The sequence below is a fragment of the Bacillus sp. JJ722 genome (assembly GCF_036963345.1).
Lineage (GTDB): Bacteria > Bacillota > Bacilli > Bacillales > DSM-1321 > Bacillus_AD.
In genome coordinates this window covers 1,464-21,488 of record NZ_JBALMO010000078.1, presented here as the reverse complement: position 1 = coordinate 21,488, position 20,025 = coordinate 1,464, and the positions used below count along the sequence as shown (strand labels likewise).

Genomic DNA, 20,025 nt, shown 5'->3' with positions numbered 1-20,025 from the left:
GTGGGAGTCTTAGCGCCAGTTAGAACGGGATAAGAAGTGCCCTTAACCATTATTTGGTTGAAACCCAACAAATCAATACTATACATACGTAATAAATATATCAAATCATCAATATGATAGAGTATATAACGCGCTACTATAATTAATAAAGGAGGCAGTTTTTTTGTGAATCCAATTTATATATACAGATTCGTTCGTTTATTTATCGTTGTTGCAATTGCAACAGTCTGCGCTCTCACTATTGCTTATACAGCTAAATATACATATCCTTTCATAATCGGACTAGCAATTGCTTTTATAATTAATCCTATCGTAAGTTTCCTACAACGAAAAGCTAGATTGCCTCGTTCTTTTGCTGTCATCATTACATTAATCGGGATTGTTTCACTATTTGCCGGCATTATTACACTTCTAATCACCGAAATCGTTTCAGGAGCCAATTATTTAGGTAATAACATTCCTAAACAGCTTGATATTTTAGTTTCATATGGCGAGACATTTTTCGCACAAATTATCTTGCCACTTTATGAAAAAGTTGCGTCTATATTTAACGATTTAGGATCAGGACAACAAAAATCGATTATGGAAAACATTCAAAATGCCGGCCAAACAATCGCAAAAACCGTAGGGGATTTTATCCAAGATTTTTTCCAAAAGATCCCTGCATTCATTGGATGGTTTCCTAATGCTGCATCTGTTCTTATTTTCTCCACATTGGCTACTTTCTTTATAAGCAATGATTGGTATCGATTTCAAAGTTACGCCCATAGATTAGCTCCAAAAAGACTAAAACAAAGCACAGGAACAGTGCTTTCAGATTTAAAGAAAGCTTTATTCGGTTTTATTAAAGCTCAATTTACACTTATTTCATTCACAACACTTATTGTACTAATTGGTTTATTAATACTAAGAATTGACTACGCCATTACTATTGCATTCGTTACTGGACTTGTAGATATATTACCTTATCTAGGGACAGGAACAGTATTTGTACCTTGGATTATCTATGAAATAGTGGTAGGCAATATCAGTCTTGCAATCGGTCTAGGCATCCTTTACATCGTCGTAATTGTCCAGAGACAAGTAATGGAACCTAAAGTATTATCATCTAACATAGGGCTCGATCCACTCGCAACATTAATTGCGCTATTTGTTGGCTTTAAGCTGATTGGTTTTTTCGGTTTAATTATAGGTCCAGTTATACTAGTCATCATTAATACATTGCATAAAAGTAATGTATTTAAAGATATTTGGCTTTACATAAAGGGCAAAGAAGAATTGAACTAAAAATAAAGCGAACAACTGTCTTTTTTTAACACAGTCCTTTATTCCTATTTATCTGCCCAAAAAAGAACCATGCGGTAGACATAAGACAAGCTTCTTGAAAACCTATCTTTGATTTTCAAAAAAGAACGACTTACGGCCTAGCATGGCAAGTGTAAAATTTTCTGATTTGTAATTATCTAATGATTGTAACCGTATTTCGATTCATCCATTTTGTAAACATTTTCTTTAAACCAGGTTTAATAATTTTACGAGTAGGAGGTAAAAGTAAAATAAAACCAAATATATCAGATAAAAAACCTGGGGTTAATAAAAAGATGCCTCCTACAAGAACACAAATACCATCTATCAATTCTTCCCCCGGCATAATCCCTCTACCTAACTGTTCTTGAACTTTTCTTACAGTCATTAATCCTTGATATTTAGCAAGATAAGCTCCACCAACTCCCGTTGCGATAATTAACAAGATAGTGGGTATCAAACCAAATGTTTTACCGGACCAAATCAACACTCCAATTTCACATGCTGGTACAATAATAAGCAGCAGTAAAAAAAGTCTCAAATCATACACCTCCCGCACATTTATTATTATACACTGTTAAAGATTTTAACAACTAGAAAAGAAAAGTATCCGATACATTTTTGATTTAAAAAAAGAAGGCAAAATTGCCTTCTTTTTTTAAATCTATTAAAGGATGCTTGATTTTCCGTCGTTGATAATTCCACGTTGAGCATCAATTGTTACGATTTGACCTTCTTTAAGAACTTTTAATGCTTCGTCAGCTCCAACAATTACAGGAATTCCAAGGTTTACACCAACGACAGCTGCATGGCTTGTTAAACCACCTTCAACTGTGATAAGAGCCGCACATTTTTCAATTGCAGGCATCATTTCTTTGTCAGAACCAATCGTTACAAGTACGCAACCTTCTTCAACTTTTTCATTAGCTTCTGCGGCATTTTTCGCGATAACTACTTTACCAATAGCTTTCTTTCTGCCAATACCTTGAGCTTTAAGAAGAGTTTTTCCGATCATGTGGATTTTCATCATGTTAGTAGTACCTGTTTCAGCTACTGGAACACCAGCAGTGATTACTACAAGATCTCCATATTGTACAAGACCTGAAGTTACACTTTGCTGAACTGCATTCTCTAACATTTCATCCGTAGACTTTGTACTAGGACCAACTAAAGCTGTTACGCCCCAAACTAATGCTAAACGACGTACAACGTGATCGTTAGAAGTAATAGCAATGATTGGTGCTTGTGGTCTGTATCTTGAAATCATACGAGCTGTATGACCGCTTTCAGTAGGAGTGATAATTGCACTTGCGTTAAGATTTAAAGTTGTATGCGCAACCGATTGTCCAATTGCATCAGTAATGTTGTGCTCACTATCTTTACTACGCTTAGATAATAGTTCTTTATGGTTTAATGCTGTTTCAGCGCGTGAAGCGATGTTGTGCATTGTTTGAACAGCTTCAACTGGATAAGAACCCGCAGCTGTTTCACCAGAAAGCATGATCGCATCTGTACCATCAAAGATTGCATTCGCAACGTCAGATGCTTCTGCACGCGTTGGACGTGGGTTACGTTGCATTGAATCAAGCATTTGAGTAGCTGTGATAACAGGTTTTCCGATCGCATTACATTTTTTAATTAATTGTTTTTGTACTAGTGGTACTTCTTCTGCTGGAATTTCTACACCTAAATCTCCACGAGCAACCATTAGACCTTCAGAAACTTCAAGAATCTCGTCGATGTTATCTACGCCTTCTTGGTTTTCGATTTTTGGAATGATATTAATGTGTTTACCACCGTTGTTATCAAGAAGCTCGCGAATTTCTAATACATCAGATGCACGACGTACGAAAGAAGCAGCAATAAAGTCAACGTTTTGCTCGATACCGAAAAGAATATCTTGCGTATCTTTTTCAGTAATACCTGGTAAGTTAACAGATACACCAGGTACGTTAACACCTTTTTTATTTTTTAAAACGCCATCATTCAATACTACTGTATGAATTTCGCCTTTTTCTTGATCTAGCTTCGTAACTTCAAGACCTACTAATCCATCATCTAGTAGAATTCTTGAACCTACTTTAACATCATTAATTAATTCCGCATAAGTAATAGAAAACTTTTCTACAGTCCCTAAAACTTCTTTTGTAGAAATGATGATGTTGGAGCCCGTTTTTAATTCAACTGCACCATTTTCCATATCATTCGTACGAATCTCAGGACCTTTTGTATCTAAAAGGATTGCAACCTGCTTTCCTGTATGTTTAGAAACTTCACGAATTGTTTTAATTCTAGCAGCATGTTCTTCGTGACTTCCATGTGAGAAGTTTAAACGACATACATTCATTCCAGCTTCCATTAGATCACAAAGTTTTTCAAAAGATTCACTTGCAGGGCCAATCGTACATACAATTTTAGTTTTGCGCATTTGGCTAAAAAGCCTCCTTTAAAGTTGTAAAAATATCTTAAACTATATTTAAATAGATAATTCTTGTGACAATTTGTACATATTTAAATCGATTACGTGTTTTTTAGATAATGCTTCAATGATATCGTAATCAACTAATTGATTTTTCTCGATACCAACTGCACGTCCACCCTTACCTTCAAGCAATAGTTCAACTGCATATGCTCCAAGACGGCTAGCTAATACGCGATCGACAGCTGATGGTGAACCACCGCGTTGTACGTGACCAAGAACAGTTACACGAGTATCTAAAGAAGTCATTTCTTCAATTTGTTTACCGATTTCAACACCGCTACCTACACCTTCAGCCACAATGATAATACTATGTTTCTTACCACGCTCATGACCTCTTTGTAGCTTTTGAACGATCTCATTCATATCAAAGTTAGCTTCTGGAATTAGAATGCTTTCTGCACCGCCTGCAAGACCTGACCATAATGCAAGATCTCCTGCATTTCTTCCCATAACTTCAACCACATACGTTCTTTCATGTGATGTTGCAGTATCACGGATTTTATCAATAGCATCAATAACAGTGTTTAACGCTGTATCAAAACCAATTGTAAATTCAGTTCCAGGAATATCATTGTCAATTGTTCCAGGAACACCAACGCATGGGAATCCATGCTCTGTAAGTGCTTTTGCCCCCATATAAGAGCCGTCTCCACCGATTACAACTAATCCCTCGATACCGTGTTTCTTTAATTGCTCAATTCCTTGAAGTTGTCCTTCTTTTGTTTTAAATTCTAAACAACGTGCAGAGAATAGCATTGTACCACCACGTTGAACGATATCACCAACTGAGCCAATTTCTAGCTTCTTGATTGATCCATTCATTAACCCTTGGTATCCTTGATAAATACCAAATACCTCTATGTTATGATAGATTGCTTTACGTACAACAGCACGAATGGCTGCATTCATTCCTGGAGCATCTCCACCACTTGTTAAAACACCTATTCTTTTCAAAATCTTCACCTCTGTAATTTATTCAACTTGTATAGGAATAAATGGACAAAATGTAAATCATGTGATTTTGCTATGTATGACTTGAACTATTCCAATCATCCTATCTTCGTAATTGCAAAAACAAAGTGCTTATCAAAATTATCTTTTGTCAGATTACGAAAATTTATGAAAGCTCTTTTTAAATTTACTACTTGCGTTAGGGAGAGAACACTATTATCAGATAGGTATTATCTCTTACTAGCTATACATTCTAAATGACTTTTCACTTTTCGTAAACCCTGTATGTGAACGAATTAACAATAATTCAATTTTCTTACTTAATGTGTTCAATATTTTTTAATTTTATTTGCAATATATCCCTTGTTTGCCACTGTAAGCGCAATCAACAAACATATTTTTCATAATGTTTTAAATTTACAATCAATTTAAAACTGTCATTACAAAGACACCAGTTTAACATAGATTAAAACTATACTGCAACTCCATTAAGTAAAGATTAAATTTTCAGAAGAAAAGATTTTACAACAATAAATCCCACAGGAATAAAAAATCACCTGTGGGATTCGACATGTTTTAGAGCATTGAAGACAGCCCTACTATTTCACCTCAGAAAAAGGTTTAGAAACAATAAACTGTCCAATATTTCTAAATTTATCATATCTTTCTTGTATTAATTCTGATTGTTCTTTTTGTAATAGTACAGTTAAGTTATTGTATAGAACTTCATCAATATATGCCGCTTGTTCTTCAGCATTTCGATGAGCTCCACCTCTTACTTCCTTAACCACTTCATCTGCTACACCTAAATCCTTAATGTCAGGAGCAGTAATTTTCATACTTTCTGCAGCTTTTTTCGAAAGAGTAGAATCCTTCCATAGAATGGTTGCAGCACCTTCAGGAGTAATTACAGAATAAATGGAGTTTTCTAACATGATAATACGATCACCAACTCCTAAAGCCAGTGCACCACCACTACCACCTTCTCCAATTACCATTGTAATAATAGGTACATTTAAGTTAGCCATCTCAAATAAATTTCTAGCGATTGCTTCACTTTGACCTCGCTCTTCGGCAGCCTTTCCCGGATAAGCACCTTTAGTATCAATAAAGCATATAATTGGTCGATTAAATTTCTCGGCTTGCTTCATTAACCTAAGAGCTTTACGGTATCCTTCAGGATGTGGCATTCCAAAGTTTCTACGAATATTTTCCTTTGTATCACGACCTCGTTGGTGACCTATAACAGTTACAGGAAGTCCTCGATAGAGAGCAATGCCTCCAACAATAGCCTCATCATCGCTAAAACAACGATCACCATGACATTCTAAGAAATCTGTAAACAAATGAGAGATATATTCAAGGGTTGTAGGCCTAGAGGGATGTCTAGCAATTTGGACGCGATCCCATGGTTTAATATTTGCATAGACTTCTTTTTCAAGCTTTTCTAGCCTCTTCTCAAGCTTTTCAATTTCAAAAGATAAATCTACATCTGCCTCTTTTGAAATTTTCTTTAGTTCGTCTATCTTTTTACGCAAATCCATTACTGGACGCTCAAATTCTAATTCTCCAACCATTGTAATTCACCACCTGGCTGATGTATTTTCAGAACAAACGCTAATTTTTCTGTCATTTCCAAGCGTGGTATAACCGCATCCAGCTGACCATGTTTTAAAACAAATTCCGCAGTTTGAAAGTCTTCAGGAAGCTTTTCACCAATGGTTTGTTCAATGACACTTCTGCCAGCAAATCCTATTAACGCTTGTGGTTCTGCAAAGTTATAATCTCCTAGAGAAGCGAAACTTGCAGATACCCCTCCAGTAGTCGGGTGTGTCATAACAGAAATAAATAGACCACTCTCATCACTGAAATGTTTTAGCGCAACGCTTGTTTTAGCCATTTGCATTAAGCTCAATATACCTTCTTGCATTCTTGCTCCACCAGATGCCGTAAAGATAATAAATGGAACCCTTTTTGAACGTGCTTTTTCAACTGCACGCGTAATCTTCTCTCCCACAACAGAACCCATGCTAGCCATTCGAAAATTAGCATCCATTACAGCAATAACAACATTCATACCATCAATTGTACCTTCACCAGTTACAATGGCTTCATTTAAATTCGTCTTCTTACGATCACTGTCTAGCTTCTTTTCGTAATCAGGGAACTGTAAAGGATTATCTGATATTAAATCAGCATCGTACTCTACAAACGAGCCATGGTCTAACGTACACTCAATGCGTTCATATGCGTTTAACCGATGGTGATATCCACAATGTGAACATACCTTTTTATTTTTAGCTAAATCTTTTGTATACATGATTTTCTTACATTCTGGACACTTTGTCATAATTCCTTCTGGAACATCTTGTACATCTCGATCAGACGGAATTGTGGCATATTTCTTTTTCTTAGTTTTAGACTTCGAAAATAACTCTTTAAGCAAGAGGATTCCCCCTTTTGTTGTAGATCAACTTATATAACTTTTTCGCATGTCCTATATTTTACAGGAATCATTCGGAAAATATCGTAAAAATATGTCAATTACTTCTCGACATTTTTCTTAAATCATTTACATAAATGTGTACAACTTTCTGTTCATCTCGTTGTTTAATATTATTCAACAACAATAAATAAGGTTCTTTCGTAGTGACTTGCGAGATAGGAGAAACTGATTTCTCATAACTACCTATTGCCATCCATACTCTTTCCATAAGACGATTGTCGTGCAAGGAAGCAATTTGTTGAAAAAAAGCGAAATCATCAAATTCATGATTGCTCACCCATTGAATCATTGATTCAATGGCACTGTTTGAAGCATCCTTTACCGCAAGCTGTAAACAGTTTAACTCAATACAATGTTTTGTTTCTGTTAGTTTCTCTATTTTTTTTTCTTCTTTTAGAAAGAACCCACCTAATATTTCTACCAACTTATGATCTTGAAAGTCCTTAACAAAAGTTCCTTCGCCTCTTTTAGTTTCAATAAGACCAAGAAGTTCTAATGCACGCAAAGCTTCTCTAACAGAAGAGCGTCCTGCTTGCAGACGCTCTGATAATTCTCGTTCAGACGGAATTTTATCTCCTGGTCGAAGACCGTCTTCTTCTATCATATTCTTCAATTGTTCTACGATGTCCAAATATACTTTAGAAGAGGATTTACAAGTTTTTCCCACTCAAAACTCACTACTTTCCGATAATTGCAAGTTCCGCTGTTTTCGCTTTCACATCTTCTGGGTTCACTTTAATTCTCGCAACACCTGTTTCCATTGCTGCTTTTGCAACTGCAGCTGCAACTTCTGGGGCAACACGAGGATCAAAAGGCGCTGGAATTACAAAATCAGGATGTAATTCACTTGGCTGTACCAAACTAGCAATTGCTTCTACAGCAGCTATTTTCATTTTTTCATTAATATGTGTAGCTCTAACATCAAGAGCACCACGGAAAATACCTGGGAATGCTAATACATTATTTACTTGGTTAGGGAAATCTGATCTTCCTGTTCCAACAACAAGAGCACCAGCTTCCTTCGCTTCATATGGCATAATTTCTGGAATTGGATTCGCCATAGCAAAAATAATTGGATTATCATTCATGCTACGAACCATATCTTGAGTTAATCCACCTGCTACTGAAACCCCAATAAAGACATCAGCACCCTTTATTACTTCACTTAGATTACCTGTCAATTTATTTCGATTTGTAATCTTTGAAATTTTTTCTTTTATTTCATTCATGCCCTCTTTACGACCTTCGTAAATGGCACCTTTAGAATCACACATAATAACGTCACGAACACCATACGTGAATAGTAATTTGATAATTGCAATACCTGCAGCTCCTGCTCCATTAGCTACTATCTTAGCTTCAGATAAAGATTTACCTGCAAGTTTTAAAGCATTCAATAATGCAGCAACTGTTACAATCGCTGTACCATGTTGGTCATCATGGAAGATTGGAATATTCGTTTCTTTCTTTAAACGTTCTTCAATTTCAAAGCAGTTAGGTGCTGCAATATCTTCTAAGTTTACGCCACCAAAATTCGGTTCTAATAATTTTACTGTTTCTACAATTTTATCAATATCAGTTGAATTCAAACAGATTGGGAACGCGTCAACGCCAGCGAAACTCTTAAATAATACAGCTTTACCTTCCATAACTGGTAATGCTGCTTCAGGACCAATATTCCCTAATCCTAGAACCGCTGTCCCATCAGATACTACTGCAACAGTATTCCCTTTCATTGTGTACTCATACACCATTTCAGGCTTGTCGTAAATTTCTTTACAAGGCTCTGCTACCCCTGGTGAATAAGCTAAACTTAAATCTTCTGCATTTTTTACTTGTACTTTTGAAACTGTTTCTAATTTACCTTTGTTTATACTGTGTATATGTAAAGCCTGTTCTCTTAAAGTCATTGAATCTCACTCCTTAAAATTTGCAAAGGGAAACCAAATCCATACCATCCTTATAGAAACTATTAAGTGGTCAGACCACGTTTCATTATATTTCACTATAACATATCTTCAAAGGATGTAAAGATTAAATCTTTTTCATAATGACATTTTTTTCCCCTATCAGTTTATTTAGCTGGAAAATTAAAGAATCTGCTGGATTAACCCAATCCCACATCGATAGTAACAATGTTCTATTTTCTTTTTCAAAATATAACATCACCCTTGTTGATCCCTTATATTTTCTCAACGTATTTTTAATAGCCATTAAATGTTCTTTTGTATGTTTACTAGATACAACTTTAATGTATAGCGTCTCTACTGTCGCATCTTTCTTTTCTTGTAAATCCTTTATTGAGAATACATCTTGGACAATAAACTGTTGTTTATCATTTCTCTTCTCTACAGATCCAATCATCATGACAATATGATTCTTTTGAATGAGTTGCGCATATTTTTTATAAACAAGTGGGAATACCACCGCATCCATCTCATCTATTTCATCTGTAACCGTTAAAAAGGCCATAACCTCACCTTTTTTCGTTCGAATCGTCTTCGCTTCGGTCACATAAGCTCCAATAGCATACTTAGATTCTTTCTCACTCTTTATCTGGGACAGGCTTTGCGCACCGAAGTAGTTGAATAGATGGCTATATGTAGCAACTGGATGATCCGATAAATAAAGCCCTAAAACTTCTTTCTCTAATACTAATTTACTTTCTAACGAAAATGGCTCCACTTCAACATACTTGGGCTTTAAATTGAATTCTGAATCTAGAAACAAGTCTAAGCCTGCTTCGTCACCTACAACTAAATCAGCATGATTTAATGCAACATCCAAACTTGCTACTAACGTTGCTCGATCTTCACCCCATTCATCAAAAGCACCTGCATGAATCAGAGCCTCTAAAACTTTTCGGTTAACAGCTTTTGACGAAACACGAATACAAAAGTCGAATAAATCACTAAATTTCTTTTCTCTTCTTGCCTGCAATATGTCTCGTACAGCTGTTCCTCCTACACCTTTAATAGCTGCTAAACTATAACGGATGCCTTCTTTTTCAGAAACGAAAACGTATTCACTCTTATTAATTGAAGGAACTAATAATATGAGATTCATTTTTTTAAGTTCCCTAGCATATTGCGCAATTTTACTATCATTTCCAATCGCACTGCTCATTAAGGACGCCATAAAAAATTGAGGGTAGTGAGCTTTTAAATAAGCTAGCTGATAAGCAATATAACTGTACGCCGCAGCATGGCTCAAATTAAAACCATAATTGGCAAATTTAACGATATAATCGTAAATTCGTTCAGCTATATTTTGCGGATATCCTTGTTTCAAACTTCCTTGTACGAAATAATGCCTTTGTTCTTCTAGAACGTCCGCTTTTTTCTTCGATACAGCTCTTCTCAATAAGTCTGCTTGTCCTAACGAAAAACCCGCAAACTTCGATGCAATTTGCATAATTTGCTCCTGATAAATAATGATGCCATACGTATTTTGTAAAATATCCTGTAAATCTGGATGCAAATATGTTACTTTCTCATCACCATGTCTTCTTCGAATATAGGCTGGAATGTTTTCCATTGGACCTGGACGATATAGAGCATTGACAGCTACAAGATCTGAAAATTGCTCAGGCTTTAACTGCATTAATACTTTTTGCATACCTTCCGATTCAAACTGGAAGATACCAATTGTTTCACCTTTACCTAGCATTTGAAATGTTTTCTGATCATTCATAGGAATTGTCTTAATATCAAATGAATGTCCCGTATTCTTTCTAATGGAAACTAGTACTCTTTCCATTAAAGTCAAATTACGCAAACCAAGAAAATCCATTTTCAACAGTCCTAACTCTTCTAAGGTTTCCATTGGAAACTGAGTTAAATGAACATTATTATGGCCTTCTTGTATGGCGATAATCTCTGTTAGAGGAATATCAGATATAATAACTCCCGCCGCATGAGTAGAAGTATGACGTGGCAATCCCTCAAGTTTCATCGCGGTATCAATAAGTTGCTGATTGATTTCACTTTCTTCATAGTATTTTTTTAACGCGTTCGATTCTCGCAAAGCTTCTTCAATTGTAATACCTAATCGAGATGGAACCATCTTGGAAAGTGAGTCTAATTCTTTACTGTTTAGCCCAAACACTCTACCCGTGTCTCGTAATGACGCTTTCGTTGCAAATGTACCAAAAGTAATAATTTGTGCAACATGAACTGCACCATATTTCTTCGCTACATAAGCAATGACTTCATCTCTTCGAATATCAGAGAAATCTATATCGATATCGGGCATAGATACTCGCTCTGGATTTAAAAATCGCTCAAATAGAAGATTATGCTCCATTGGATCAATATCAGTGATTTGCAATACATAAGCTACCATTGAACCTGCTGCTGATCCACGCCCTGGACCCGTTAGTATTCTTTGTTGTTTAGCAAACTTCATAAAGTCCCAAACAATTAAGAAATAGTCGCTGAAATTCATTTTGTTAATAACAGATAGTTCATATTGAAGCCTCTGATAATAAGAGTTTGGAGCGTTTGGATATCTAAGTTTAAAACCGTCCAAACATAATTGCTTAAGCAGTTCATCTGCCGGCTGGTTGGTTGGATATTTAGGAAGCAATCGTCTATGAAAATCAATTGTCACATTACATTGCTCTGCAATCCGAACGCTATTGTGTATCGCATTAAGATACTTTTGAAATGCTACAATCATTTCAGCACTACTTTTAAAATAATGCTCCCGTATTTGTTCTTTTCTTTCCTCTAACAATTTCGCACCTATATCTAATGCGCGTAAAACATCATAAGCTAATCCATCACTTTGATTCATATACATGACAGGGTTAGTCGCTACTATTTCTGTTTTGGTTTCTTGAGCAAATTGAAGCAATTGTTGATTCAACATTTCTTCATCAAACTGTTTAACCTTTTGCAACGATAAATAGAAATGTTCTTCACTAAATATTTCCTTGAACGTTTGCAGCGCTACCATTGCTTGATTTTTATTACCATCTCTTATATGTGTTTCAATAATACCTTCACTGCCAGGTGATATCGCTATTAAACCTTCTCGATAACCTTTTAACCATTTTAAAGGAAGACCTTGTTTCGATTTCGTTTGAATACTACTACTTATTTTTAAAAGATTTGAAAAACCTTTTTGATTTCGTGCGAGTAAAAGAAGAGGAAAAGATTCTTCTTCATGCAACACATCAGTCAGCATACCAAGTATTGGTTTAATTCCATTCTTTCTACATGCTTTATAAAAAGGAATAGCTCCATACATCACATTTCGATCAGTAAGCGTGAGACTGTACATATTATTTTTCTTTGCTTGTTCAACTAATTCATCGATTCTAACTGTACTAGCCAGCAAACTATACGATGATTGTACGTGGAGATGTACAAAATCCATTAAGCTTCCCTCCTGACTGCTCCTCCAATATATATGCTTTATTATAGAGATTATTGTCGCAAAAGGAAAATATGTTCTGTTTTTCTGTATAAGGTAAAGGGCATACAAGAACAATGCACCACATATACATAATGTTAACGAGGAATGTACAAGCTCAACAATACAATTCATAGTCTAAAGGGTGATAATCGTGAATGAAGCTTTTTTCCCTGTTTTTTTGAACAGTTTCTTCATTGCTTTAGGTGTTATACTAGGAGGCTCATTAATAGGTGGAATTGCAGCATTCTTTACGAATCAGCCTCCCATTACAATGGTCAACGATTTGTCCGAAAGTTTACGCATATGGGCCATTATTGCCGCAATCGGCGGGACTTTCGATACAGTTTACAGCTTAGAAAGAGGCTTATTAAACGGCGAAACAAGAGATATTATTAAGCAAATTCTATGGATCATTTCAGCTTACTCTGGTGCTCATACCGGTTCTGTCATAATTAGTTGGATTACACAAGGGCATATATCTTCATGAAGCCGCCTACTCTTACTTTTAGACGAGGGTGGCAGCGTTTCATTGCAGGTATAGCAATTGGTGCAATCATCAGTTGGATTTTATATTTTTATATGCATGGTGTAATGCAAGAGAAGCAAATTCTGCTTATTGAAACACAGAAAAAAGAAATAGAGGAATTAAAAATAAAAAATGCCATTTGGGAAAAAGAATATGCAGCGAAAAACAATGAAGTAGAAAAAAAATTGACGATCCAAGAGGTGCAAGTTGCTATTACGAATGGTAGTAATTATAAGCTAAACTTATTGTCAATTGTAGAAGCTCAAGAAGAAATTCGAAAAGATTTAAACTCATTAATCACAAAAGATATTGAGACAGTGTACAAAGGTAAATTACTTCTCAAGAAAACAATTGAAAATAAAATTGTTGAGATTAACAATAAAAAATATACTTTCGAAGTAAAGGAAATCTTATTTTTCACTACATTATATATCGAAGTACATGTAAAAAGATACTAATTTTTTAAATATTCACTACTTTCACACAATCAGTAAGCAAGTAGGCGGTTTACGTGGCACTCTTTTTAGACAGACAAGAGCCTTTTTTAGAAACAATTAGAGAGTTTCTAAAAAAGGCTCTTCGCATTTGTCACCGTTTAAGAGTAGATACAAATACATTCTACCCTTTATTCCTTCTTATTTTGTATATCCTTGACAAACTTTATCTAATTCAACTACCACTTGACCCGCTTCATCCCACGTCGAAACTGAAGCTCCAGATGCTAGAGGATGGCCTCCCCCGTTAAACATCTTAGCAATTGTATTAATAACAGGTCCCTTCGAACGAAGGCGTACTCTAATATTGTCACTCTCTTCTATAAAGAATACCCAAGCTTTTATCCCTTTTACAATTCCTAAATTACTTACTAAAAGAGATGCTTCAGATGGCTTTACATTGTATTTTGCTAATATTTCTTTTGGAAGAATTAATTTCGCAGCCCCCGATGGCATAACTTCAAAGTTTTGCATAACGTAGCCATTTAAACGAACTACATTTTCATCTAAGTCATACATACCATTATATAAATCCGTTCTAGAAAAATTATAGTGGATTAAATCTCCTGCATACTTAAATGTTTTTTCTGTCGTGCTAGGATATAAGAATCTTCCCGTATCACCAACAATACCTGCATATAATAGACGAGCAGCTGCATCATTTATTATTAACCCTTGGCCTTTGCCATCTAAATAGAAATCATAAATCATTTCACTTGTTGAACTAGCAGTTGTATCAACCCAAAGAATATCACCATATTGATCATCATTTGGGTGATGATCGATTTTAATTATTTTATCTGCTAGCTTATATCGTTTATCACAAATACGTTCTTCATTCGCAGTATCGCAAATGATTACTAATGCCCCAGTGTACACTTCATCCTCAATCGTATCTAACCGTTTCAGAAAATGTAATGACTCTTCTTCTTCTCCCACAACATATATCTTCTTCTTTGGGAAAGATGCCTTTAATATTTCTGCTAAACCACATTGAGAACCGTAAGCATCAGGATCTGGTCGAACATGGCGATGAATGATAATTGTTTCATATTGCTTAATTGTTTCTAATATTTCCGCTTTCATAACAAAACCCCTTCCCAATCTAAAGCACAGTGTTCATTGCATATATTTTCAATAAAACGAATGTTTTTCCATAGATATAGCATTTTTATCCATTTCTAGTTACAATAAGGATGTACAATACTATAACCGGAGGATTATACAATGCCTGTTTTAGTCATATTAATTATTATAGCATTAGCTTTTTATGTTTTTTATAAAACAAAATACTTTCGTACAAAATTGCCAATGGAACGAAAATGGTTATCAGCTAAATCTTCAATGGCTTTAGGAGCGTTCGTTGCCTTATTTGGTATAAACCAATTATTCTTGTTTCAAACGACAGTTACATACATTATAGCAACTATCTTTATCATCGTAGGTGGATTGAGCATATGGGCCGGTAATAGAGCTTATAAATTCTTTTTACCACTTGCAATCGATGAAGCGAGCAATGTAAATAAGTAAAACCAAAAGATTATCTCTGATTGAGATAATCTTTTGGTTTTCTGAATATATAATCGTTAATTTCGATCTAAAAGTTGGCACATCATCATTGTCTTACCTACTAACTTTCCTTCATTAAAGACTTCAATATCAACTTTCCCAAACTTCCTACCTACTTCTAGCACTTTAGGAATAATTTCTAATTGACTGTCAATTTGCACTGGCTTAATAAAGTAAATCGTCATATTTTCAACGACTAAATCGCCTCTTTTAAATGAACGAAGAACCCTGTTTGCCGCCTCTGTCACGATGGTTGTGAATACACCGTAAGAAATTGTTCCTAAATAATTAGTCATTTGTGGCGTTACTTCACATCGGTAAATTTCTTCACCTTTCCCTTTTCCACCAATTGAGACAAGTTGCGTAGCAATTACATCATCTATTGTTTCACCCACTTGTGGCTGTCTTTGTATCATTTGCAGCGCTTTTAAAACATCTTGGCGGCTAATAATTCCTTGTAAATTCTGATGGTTGTCGACAACCGGCAACATTTCAATACCTTCCCATACCATCATATGAGCAGATGAAGCAACACTTGTTTTGCCACTTACAGTCATCGGATTCTTTGTCATCACTTTATCAATCTGTAATTGATGATTCGAACCCATAATATCTTTAGACGTTACCATACCAATTACTTTATTATTATTATCTACTACCGGAAAACGACTATGCGTTGTTTCTTTATTCAATTCAAACCATCTAGCAACAGAGTCACCAGAATTTAAATGAGCTGTCGCTTCAACAGGTGTTAAAATGTCTTCAACAAGCAAAATTTCTTTCTTAATCAACTGATCATAAATTGCACGGTTAATCATCGTAGCTACGGTAAATGTATCATAGCTACTAGAAATAATCGGCAGCTGCAACTCATCAGCTATTTTCTTTACTTGCTCATCTGTATCAAAACCACCTGTAATCAAAACCGCAGCACCAGCACGTAACGCAAGCTCATGTGCTTGCGTTCGGTTCCCGATGATTAGTAAGTTACCTGCCCCTGTATAGCGCATCATAGCTTCAAGTTTCATGGCACCAATGACAAATTTATTTAATGTTTTATGTAATCCAGCACGTCCACCTAAAACTTGTCCATCTACAATATTTACAACTTCTGCATATGTAAGCTTTTCGATGTTCTCTTTCTTCTTACGTTCTATTCGAATTGTACCGACACGTTCAATGGTACTAACATAACCTTTATTTTCAGCGTCTTTAATAGCTCTATATGCCGTTCCCTCGCTGACGCTTAATTCTTTTGCAATTTGGCGTACGGAAATCTTTTCGCCAACCGGAAGTTCATCTATGTATTTTAATATCTGTTCATGCTTTGTAGCCAAAGCTCTTCACCCTTTACAAATTGCCTTTTTCTTTATTATAAAGGTAAAGAGCCCTTGTACACAATTATACTATTCATAATCATGTACTCTTTTCTTTTCCAATTGTCTTTTTTTCTTTTTATGGACACGTTTTCTTGTTGGCGCAAACAAAACGGCAGCTACATTTCCACCAATAGCAAAGAAAGCTAGAATTAGCCAAGAAAGCGCAAATAAACGCTCTTCTAATGTCCCAAAGAAGTTCAATTTAGGAATGGCATAGTACAACATAACTCCAATGACCAAGATACAAAAAAACAGTCTTTCTCGCATTTTCTTTCTCCTTCCAATGAGCTTATTATTTCTAATGTATGCATCGTTGTCTCAAAGAAGAAGCAAAAAATGCGAATCCATCTTCATGAATTCGCATCTTACAAATGTATTCTTTATAATGTAATCGATTCACCTGGTTGTAGCACTTGTCCAACACCTTCTGGCAATAGTTTCGTAAACTTTTCAGGATTTTGACTAATAACCGGGAATGTATTGTAATGAATCGGAACTGCAAGCTTTGGACTTAAAAATTCAACAGCTAGCGCTGCATCCTCTGGTCCCATTGTGAAGTTATCACCGATTGGAACAAATGCAAGATCAATTGGGTGACGCTGTCCAATTAACTTCATATCTGAATATAAAGCCGTATCACCAGCATGATAAATCGTCTTTCCCTCTACTGTTAAAAGAACACCAGCAGGTTGACCACCGTATACCATTTGCCCATCACTTGTCGTCATACCAGAACCATGAAACGCCGGCGTTAACTTTACTCTACCAAAATCAAAATCATGAGCTCCGCCAATACTCATACCATGTGTACGCTCTACACCTTCCCCACTAAGGATTGTAGCAATTTCGAAATTAGCGATTACAAGTGCATTATGTTCCTTCGCTAACGCAATCGTATCTCCAACGTGATCATCATGTCCGTGTGTAAGAATAATCACATTTGGTTTAACATCAGATGTGTTTAAATCAGTCTCTTCATTACCAGTTATAAATGGATCAAAAAGAATCATTTTACCTCGTGTTTGTACTTTTACAACAGAATGTCCATGGAAAGATACTTTCATTTTAAGCAATCCCCTTTCTACTAAAACAGATATTGGTTATATATCCATTTTATTAATATTATAACCGTTTGCAATTCCCCTTTTATACTGTTAATCTCAAATATAGATTATTTTTTAGGAGGAACTCCCATGAACACTAGATTAGAGCTGTTTAAAAATTGGTTGCAGCAAAAAGACATTTCAGCAACCTTCATTACATCAACAGAAAATATATTTCATTTAAGTGGTTTCTATAGTAATCCTCATGAAAGACTACTATCACTTGCGATATTCCCTGATACTGACCCGATTCTAATTTGTCCTAAAATGGAAGTACCAGATGCACAGAAAACTGGATGGAACTACGAAATCATCGGTTATACTGACATTGAAAATCCATGGGAAATGATTAAAACTGCGGTAGAAAAAAGAAACGTACATATTTCGACAGTAGCCGTTGAAAAAGAACATATGAATGTAGAGCGCTACGAACATATTATGAATTACTTTTCATCACCAACTTTTGTATCTGCCGAGGAAAAACTTCGTCAGCTTCGCATGATAAAAGACGAAAAAGAATTATCCATTCTTCGTGAAGCGTGTCGACTAGCAGATTTCGCAGTAGAAGTAGGCGTAAATGAAATCCAAGAAGGTAAAACAGAAATGGATGTTCTAGCTGCGATTGAGTATGAATTAAAGAAAAAAGGCATTAATGAAATGGCTTTTTCTACAATGGTCTTAACAGGTACAAACGCTGCGTCACCACACGGCGTACCTGGAACCACTAAGATTAAAAAAGGCGACCTTATTTTATTTGACTTAGGCGTTGTATACGAAGGATATTGCTCAGATATTACTAGAACAGTCGCTTACCATGATATTAACGATAAGCAAAAAGAAATTTATGATACAGTTTTACAAGCTCAATTAGCTGCGATTGATGCAAGTAAACCAGGTGCTTTATGTTCAGAAATCGATCTAGCTGCGCGTCAATATATAGCTGATAAAGGCTACGGAGAATATTTTCCTCACCGACTTGGTCACGGACTTGGTATAAGTGTTCATGAATATCCTTCGCTAACTGAAACAAATACGTTAGCTTTACAAGAAGGAATGGTGTATACGATCGAGCCTGGAATTTATGTACCTGAAGTTGCGGGAGTTCGTATTGAAGATGATATTTACGTTACAGCAGACGGATGTGAAATTTTAACGAAATTCCCAAAAACACTACAAATTATTAAGTAATAAAACAAAAAGCAAAACTACTTCGTATCTCATTACTGAAGTAGTTTTGCTTTTTTATTTTGTAAACATACTTTACATCATCTTTCTTTTCTTTCATTTTTCTTTGTTTCTTCACATGCTTCTCCACTACAATATGAATCCATAATCTGTTTTGTTGTATCTTCTATACCTTTTTCATCATAAATAAATACATTCTCTTCATTATTTTTCATAAATTTTTACCTTCTTCCACATTTTTAAAGTTTTAAACCGCATTTTTTTCAAAAAATTGTTTATATTTCAATAAAAGTCCACAAAATAAGTGATACAATGTTTGTTATAATAGAATTATTAGGAGGGATTTCTTATGAGTTTATCTTACAAAAAAATTCTTGTTGCCGTTGATGGTTCTAAAGAAGCTGAATGGGCTTTTCAAAAAGCAATCGAGGTTGCTAAACGAAATGATGCAGAGTTAGTCATCGCCCATGTAATCGATACTAGAAATTTCGCTACAATTGAAGCGTATGACAGAACAATGGCTGAGCGTTCTGAGTCTTATGCAAAGGATCTTCTAGAAGAGTACAAACAACAAGCTGAGCAAGCAGGCGTAAATAAAGTACATATTGAAGTTGAATACGGCTCTCCAAAAGTAAAAATTCCGAAAGAGCTTGCAAAAAACAATCAAATTGATTTAATCATCTGTGGTGCTACAGGTTTGAACGCGGTAGAACGTTTCCTTATCGGTAGTGTGTCTGAACATATCACTCGTTATGCACCATGTGATGTATTAGTTGTTAGAACACAAAAACAAGACTGATCAATCATATATAAACAAAAAACCATCTCTTAGGAGATGATTTTTTGTTTATAGCGATACTTTTCCTCACTTACATAAATGTTGATTTTAGGAATTTCCAGAAAAAAAGAAAGTGCCCAATAAGGTAATACTGTTTTAGATTCTTCTATTTGTAACCTATAACGAAGGGACTAAAAAGCATAAAGAGGTTATCCAATAAGTCCTATTTACTGTATTTGTTTGATTGATGGGAAAGTAATTCTTTAATTTTTAAGAAGATACATGGGTTTCATCTAGACCGAAAATGCCAAATATAGGTATTTTAA

General features: G+C 35.3%; 19 protein-coding genes. 6 read left to right on the top strand and 13 right to left on the bottom strand.

Going from position 1 to position 20,025, the window contains the following annotated elements; all coding sequences use genetic code 11:
* Positions 1-165: 165 nt before the first annotated feature.
* Positions 166-1,287 carry a sporulation integral membrane protein YtvI gene (ytvI, locus tag V7014_RS11130; protein WP_335507093.1) on the top strand — a complete coding sequence of 374 codons (1,122 nt, stop codon included), beginning with the start codon at positions 166-168 and terminating at the stop codon, positions 1,285-1,287.
* Positions 1,288-1,459: 172 nt separating this feature from the next.
* On the opposite strand, the gene V7014_RS11125 is transcribed toward ytvI, so the two are convergent.
* The 8 genes from V7014_RS11125 to dnaE form a co-directional block, all read right to left on the bottom strand.
* Positions 1,460-1,855, bottom strand: coding sequence for an FxsA family protein (locus tag V7014_RS11125; protein ID WP_438824903.1), 396 nt, complete (start codon positions 1,853-1,855; stop codon positions 1,460-1,462).
* Between the two features lie 117 nt (positions 1,856-1,972).
* Positions 1,973-3,733 carry a pyruvate kinase gene (gene pyk, locus V7014_RS11120; RefSeq protein WP_335507089.1) on the bottom strand — a complete coding sequence of 587 codons (1,761 nt, stop codon included), beginning with the start codon at positions 3,731-3,733 and terminating at the stop codon, positions 1,973-1,975.
* A 48-nt stretch (positions 3,734-3,781) separates the two neighbouring features.
* A complete protein-coding gene (gene pfkA, locus V7014_RS11115) occupies positions 3,782-4,741 on the bottom strand; it encodes a 6-phosphofructokinase (RefSeq protein ID WP_335507087.1) in 960 nt (319 codons plus the stop codon).
* Positions 4,742-5,337: 596 nt separating this feature from the next.
* Entirely contained in the window at positions 5,338-6,315 is a 978-nt protein-coding gene (accA, locus tag V7014_RS11110) for an acetyl-CoA carboxylase carboxyl transferase subunit alpha (RefSeq protein WP_335507085.1), read from the bottom strand.
* Positions 6,300-7,184, bottom strand: a complete 885-nt coding sequence (gene accD, locus V7014_RS11105; RefSeq protein WP_335507083.1) for an acetyl-CoA carboxylase, carboxyltransferase subunit beta — start codon at positions 7,182-7,184, stop codon at positions 6,300-6,302. Before accD ends, accA begins: the two co-directional genes overlap by 16 nt.
* A gap of 94 nt (positions 7,185-7,278) precedes the next feature.
* Positions 7,279-7,875 (bottom strand): FadR/GntR family transcriptional regulator, encoded by a 597-nt coding sequence (locus tag V7014_RS11100; protein WP_335507081.1) that lies wholly within the window; start codon positions 7,873-7,875, stop codon positions 7,279-7,281.
* 46 nt (positions 7,876-7,921) lie between these two features.
* Positions 7,922-9,154, bottom strand: coding sequence for an NAD(P)-dependent malic enzyme (locus tag V7014_RS11095; protein ID WP_335507079.1), 1,233 nt, complete (start codon positions 9,152-9,154; stop codon positions 7,922-7,924).
* 124 nt (positions 9,155-9,278) lie between these two features.
* Complete coding sequence (gene dnaE, locus V7014_RS11090; protein WP_335507077.1) at positions 9,279-12,626, bottom strand: DNA polymerase III subunit alpha; 3,348 nt, start codon at positions 12,624-12,626, stop codon at positions 9,279-9,281.
* 184 nt (positions 12,627-12,810) lie between these two features.
* On the opposite strand from dnaE, the gene V7014_RS11085 reads away from it, so the two are divergent.
* Complete coding sequence (locus V7014_RS11085; protein WP_335507128.1) at positions 12,811-13,152, top strand: YtrH family sporulation protein; 342 nt, start codon at positions 12,811-12,813, stop codon at positions 13,150-13,152.
* Complete coding sequence (gene ytrI, locus V7014_RS11080; protein ID WP_335507075.1) at positions 13,149-13,649, top strand: sporulation membrane protein YtrI; 501 nt, start codon at positions 13,149-13,151, stop codon at positions 13,647-13,649. Before V7014_RS11085 ends, ytrI begins: the two co-directional genes overlap by 4 nt.
* A 177-nt stretch (positions 13,650-13,826) precedes the next feature.
* Here the strand turns inward: ytrI and V7014_RS11075 are convergent, their stop codons facing one another.
* A complete protein-coding gene (locus tag V7014_RS11075) occupies positions 13,827-14,771 on the bottom strand; it encodes a DHH family phosphoesterase (RefSeq protein WP_335507073.1) in 945 nt (314 codons plus the stop codon).
* 141 nt (positions 14,772-14,912) lie between these two features.
* Here V7014_RS11075 and V7014_RS11070 point away from each other — a divergent pair, with 141 nt between their 5' ends.
* Positions 14,913-15,215 (top strand): YtpI family protein, encoded by a 303-nt coding sequence (locus V7014_RS11070; RefSeq protein WP_335507071.1) that lies wholly within the window; start codon positions 14,913-14,915, stop codon positions 15,213-15,215.
* 56 nt (positions 15,216-15,271) lie between these two features.
* Here V7014_RS11070 and V7014_RS11065 read toward each other — a convergent pair whose 3' ends face one another.
* The 3 genes from V7014_RS11065 to V7014_RS11055 all read right to left on the bottom strand — a co-directional run bounded on the left by V7014_RS11065 (position 15,272) and on the right by V7014_RS11055 (position 17,697).
* Positions 15,272-16,591 (bottom strand): CBS domain-containing protein, encoded by a 1,320-nt coding sequence (locus V7014_RS11065; protein ID WP_335507069.1) that lies wholly within the window; start codon positions 16,589-16,591, stop codon positions 15,272-15,274.
* A 69-nt stretch (positions 16,592-16,660) separates the two neighbouring features.
* Complete coding sequence (locus V7014_RS11060) at positions 16,661-16,900, bottom strand: hypothetical protein (RefSeq protein ID WP_335507067.1); 240 nt, start codon at positions 16,898-16,900, stop codon at positions 16,661-16,663.
* A gap of 113 nt (positions 16,901-17,013) precedes the next feature.
* Positions 17,014-17,697, bottom strand: a complete 684-nt coding sequence (locus tag V7014_RS11055) for a metal-dependent hydrolase (RefSeq protein ID WP_335507065.1) — start codon at positions 17,695-17,697, stop codon at positions 17,014-17,016.
* Between the two features lie 129 nt (positions 17,698-17,826).
* Here V7014_RS11055 and V7014_RS11050 point away from each other — a divergent pair, with 129 nt between their 5' ends.
* Positions 17,827-18,924 carry a M24 family metallopeptidase gene (locus tag V7014_RS11050; RefSeq protein ID WP_335507063.1) on the top strand — a complete coding sequence of 366 codons (1,098 nt, stop codon included), beginning with the start codon at positions 17,827-17,829 and terminating at the stop codon, positions 18,922-18,924.
* A gap of 77 nt (positions 18,925-19,001) precedes the next feature.
* Here the strand turns inward: V7014_RS11050 and V7014_RS11045 are convergent, their stop codons facing one another.
* On the bottom strand, positions 19,002-19,136 hold the full coding sequence (locus V7014_RS11045) for a hypothetical protein (RefSeq protein WP_335507061.1): 135 nt from the start codon (positions 19,134-19,136) through the stop codon (positions 19,002-19,004).
* A 134-nt stretch (positions 19,137-19,270) separates the two neighbouring features.
* On the opposite strand from V7014_RS11045, the gene V7014_RS11040 reads away from it, so the two are divergent.
* On the top strand, positions 19,271-19,720 hold the full coding sequence (locus tag V7014_RS11040) for a universal stress protein (RefSeq protein ID WP_335507059.1): 450 nt from the start codon (positions 19,271-19,273) through the stop codon (positions 19,718-19,720).
* Positions 19,721-20,025 lie beyond the last annotated feature (305 nt).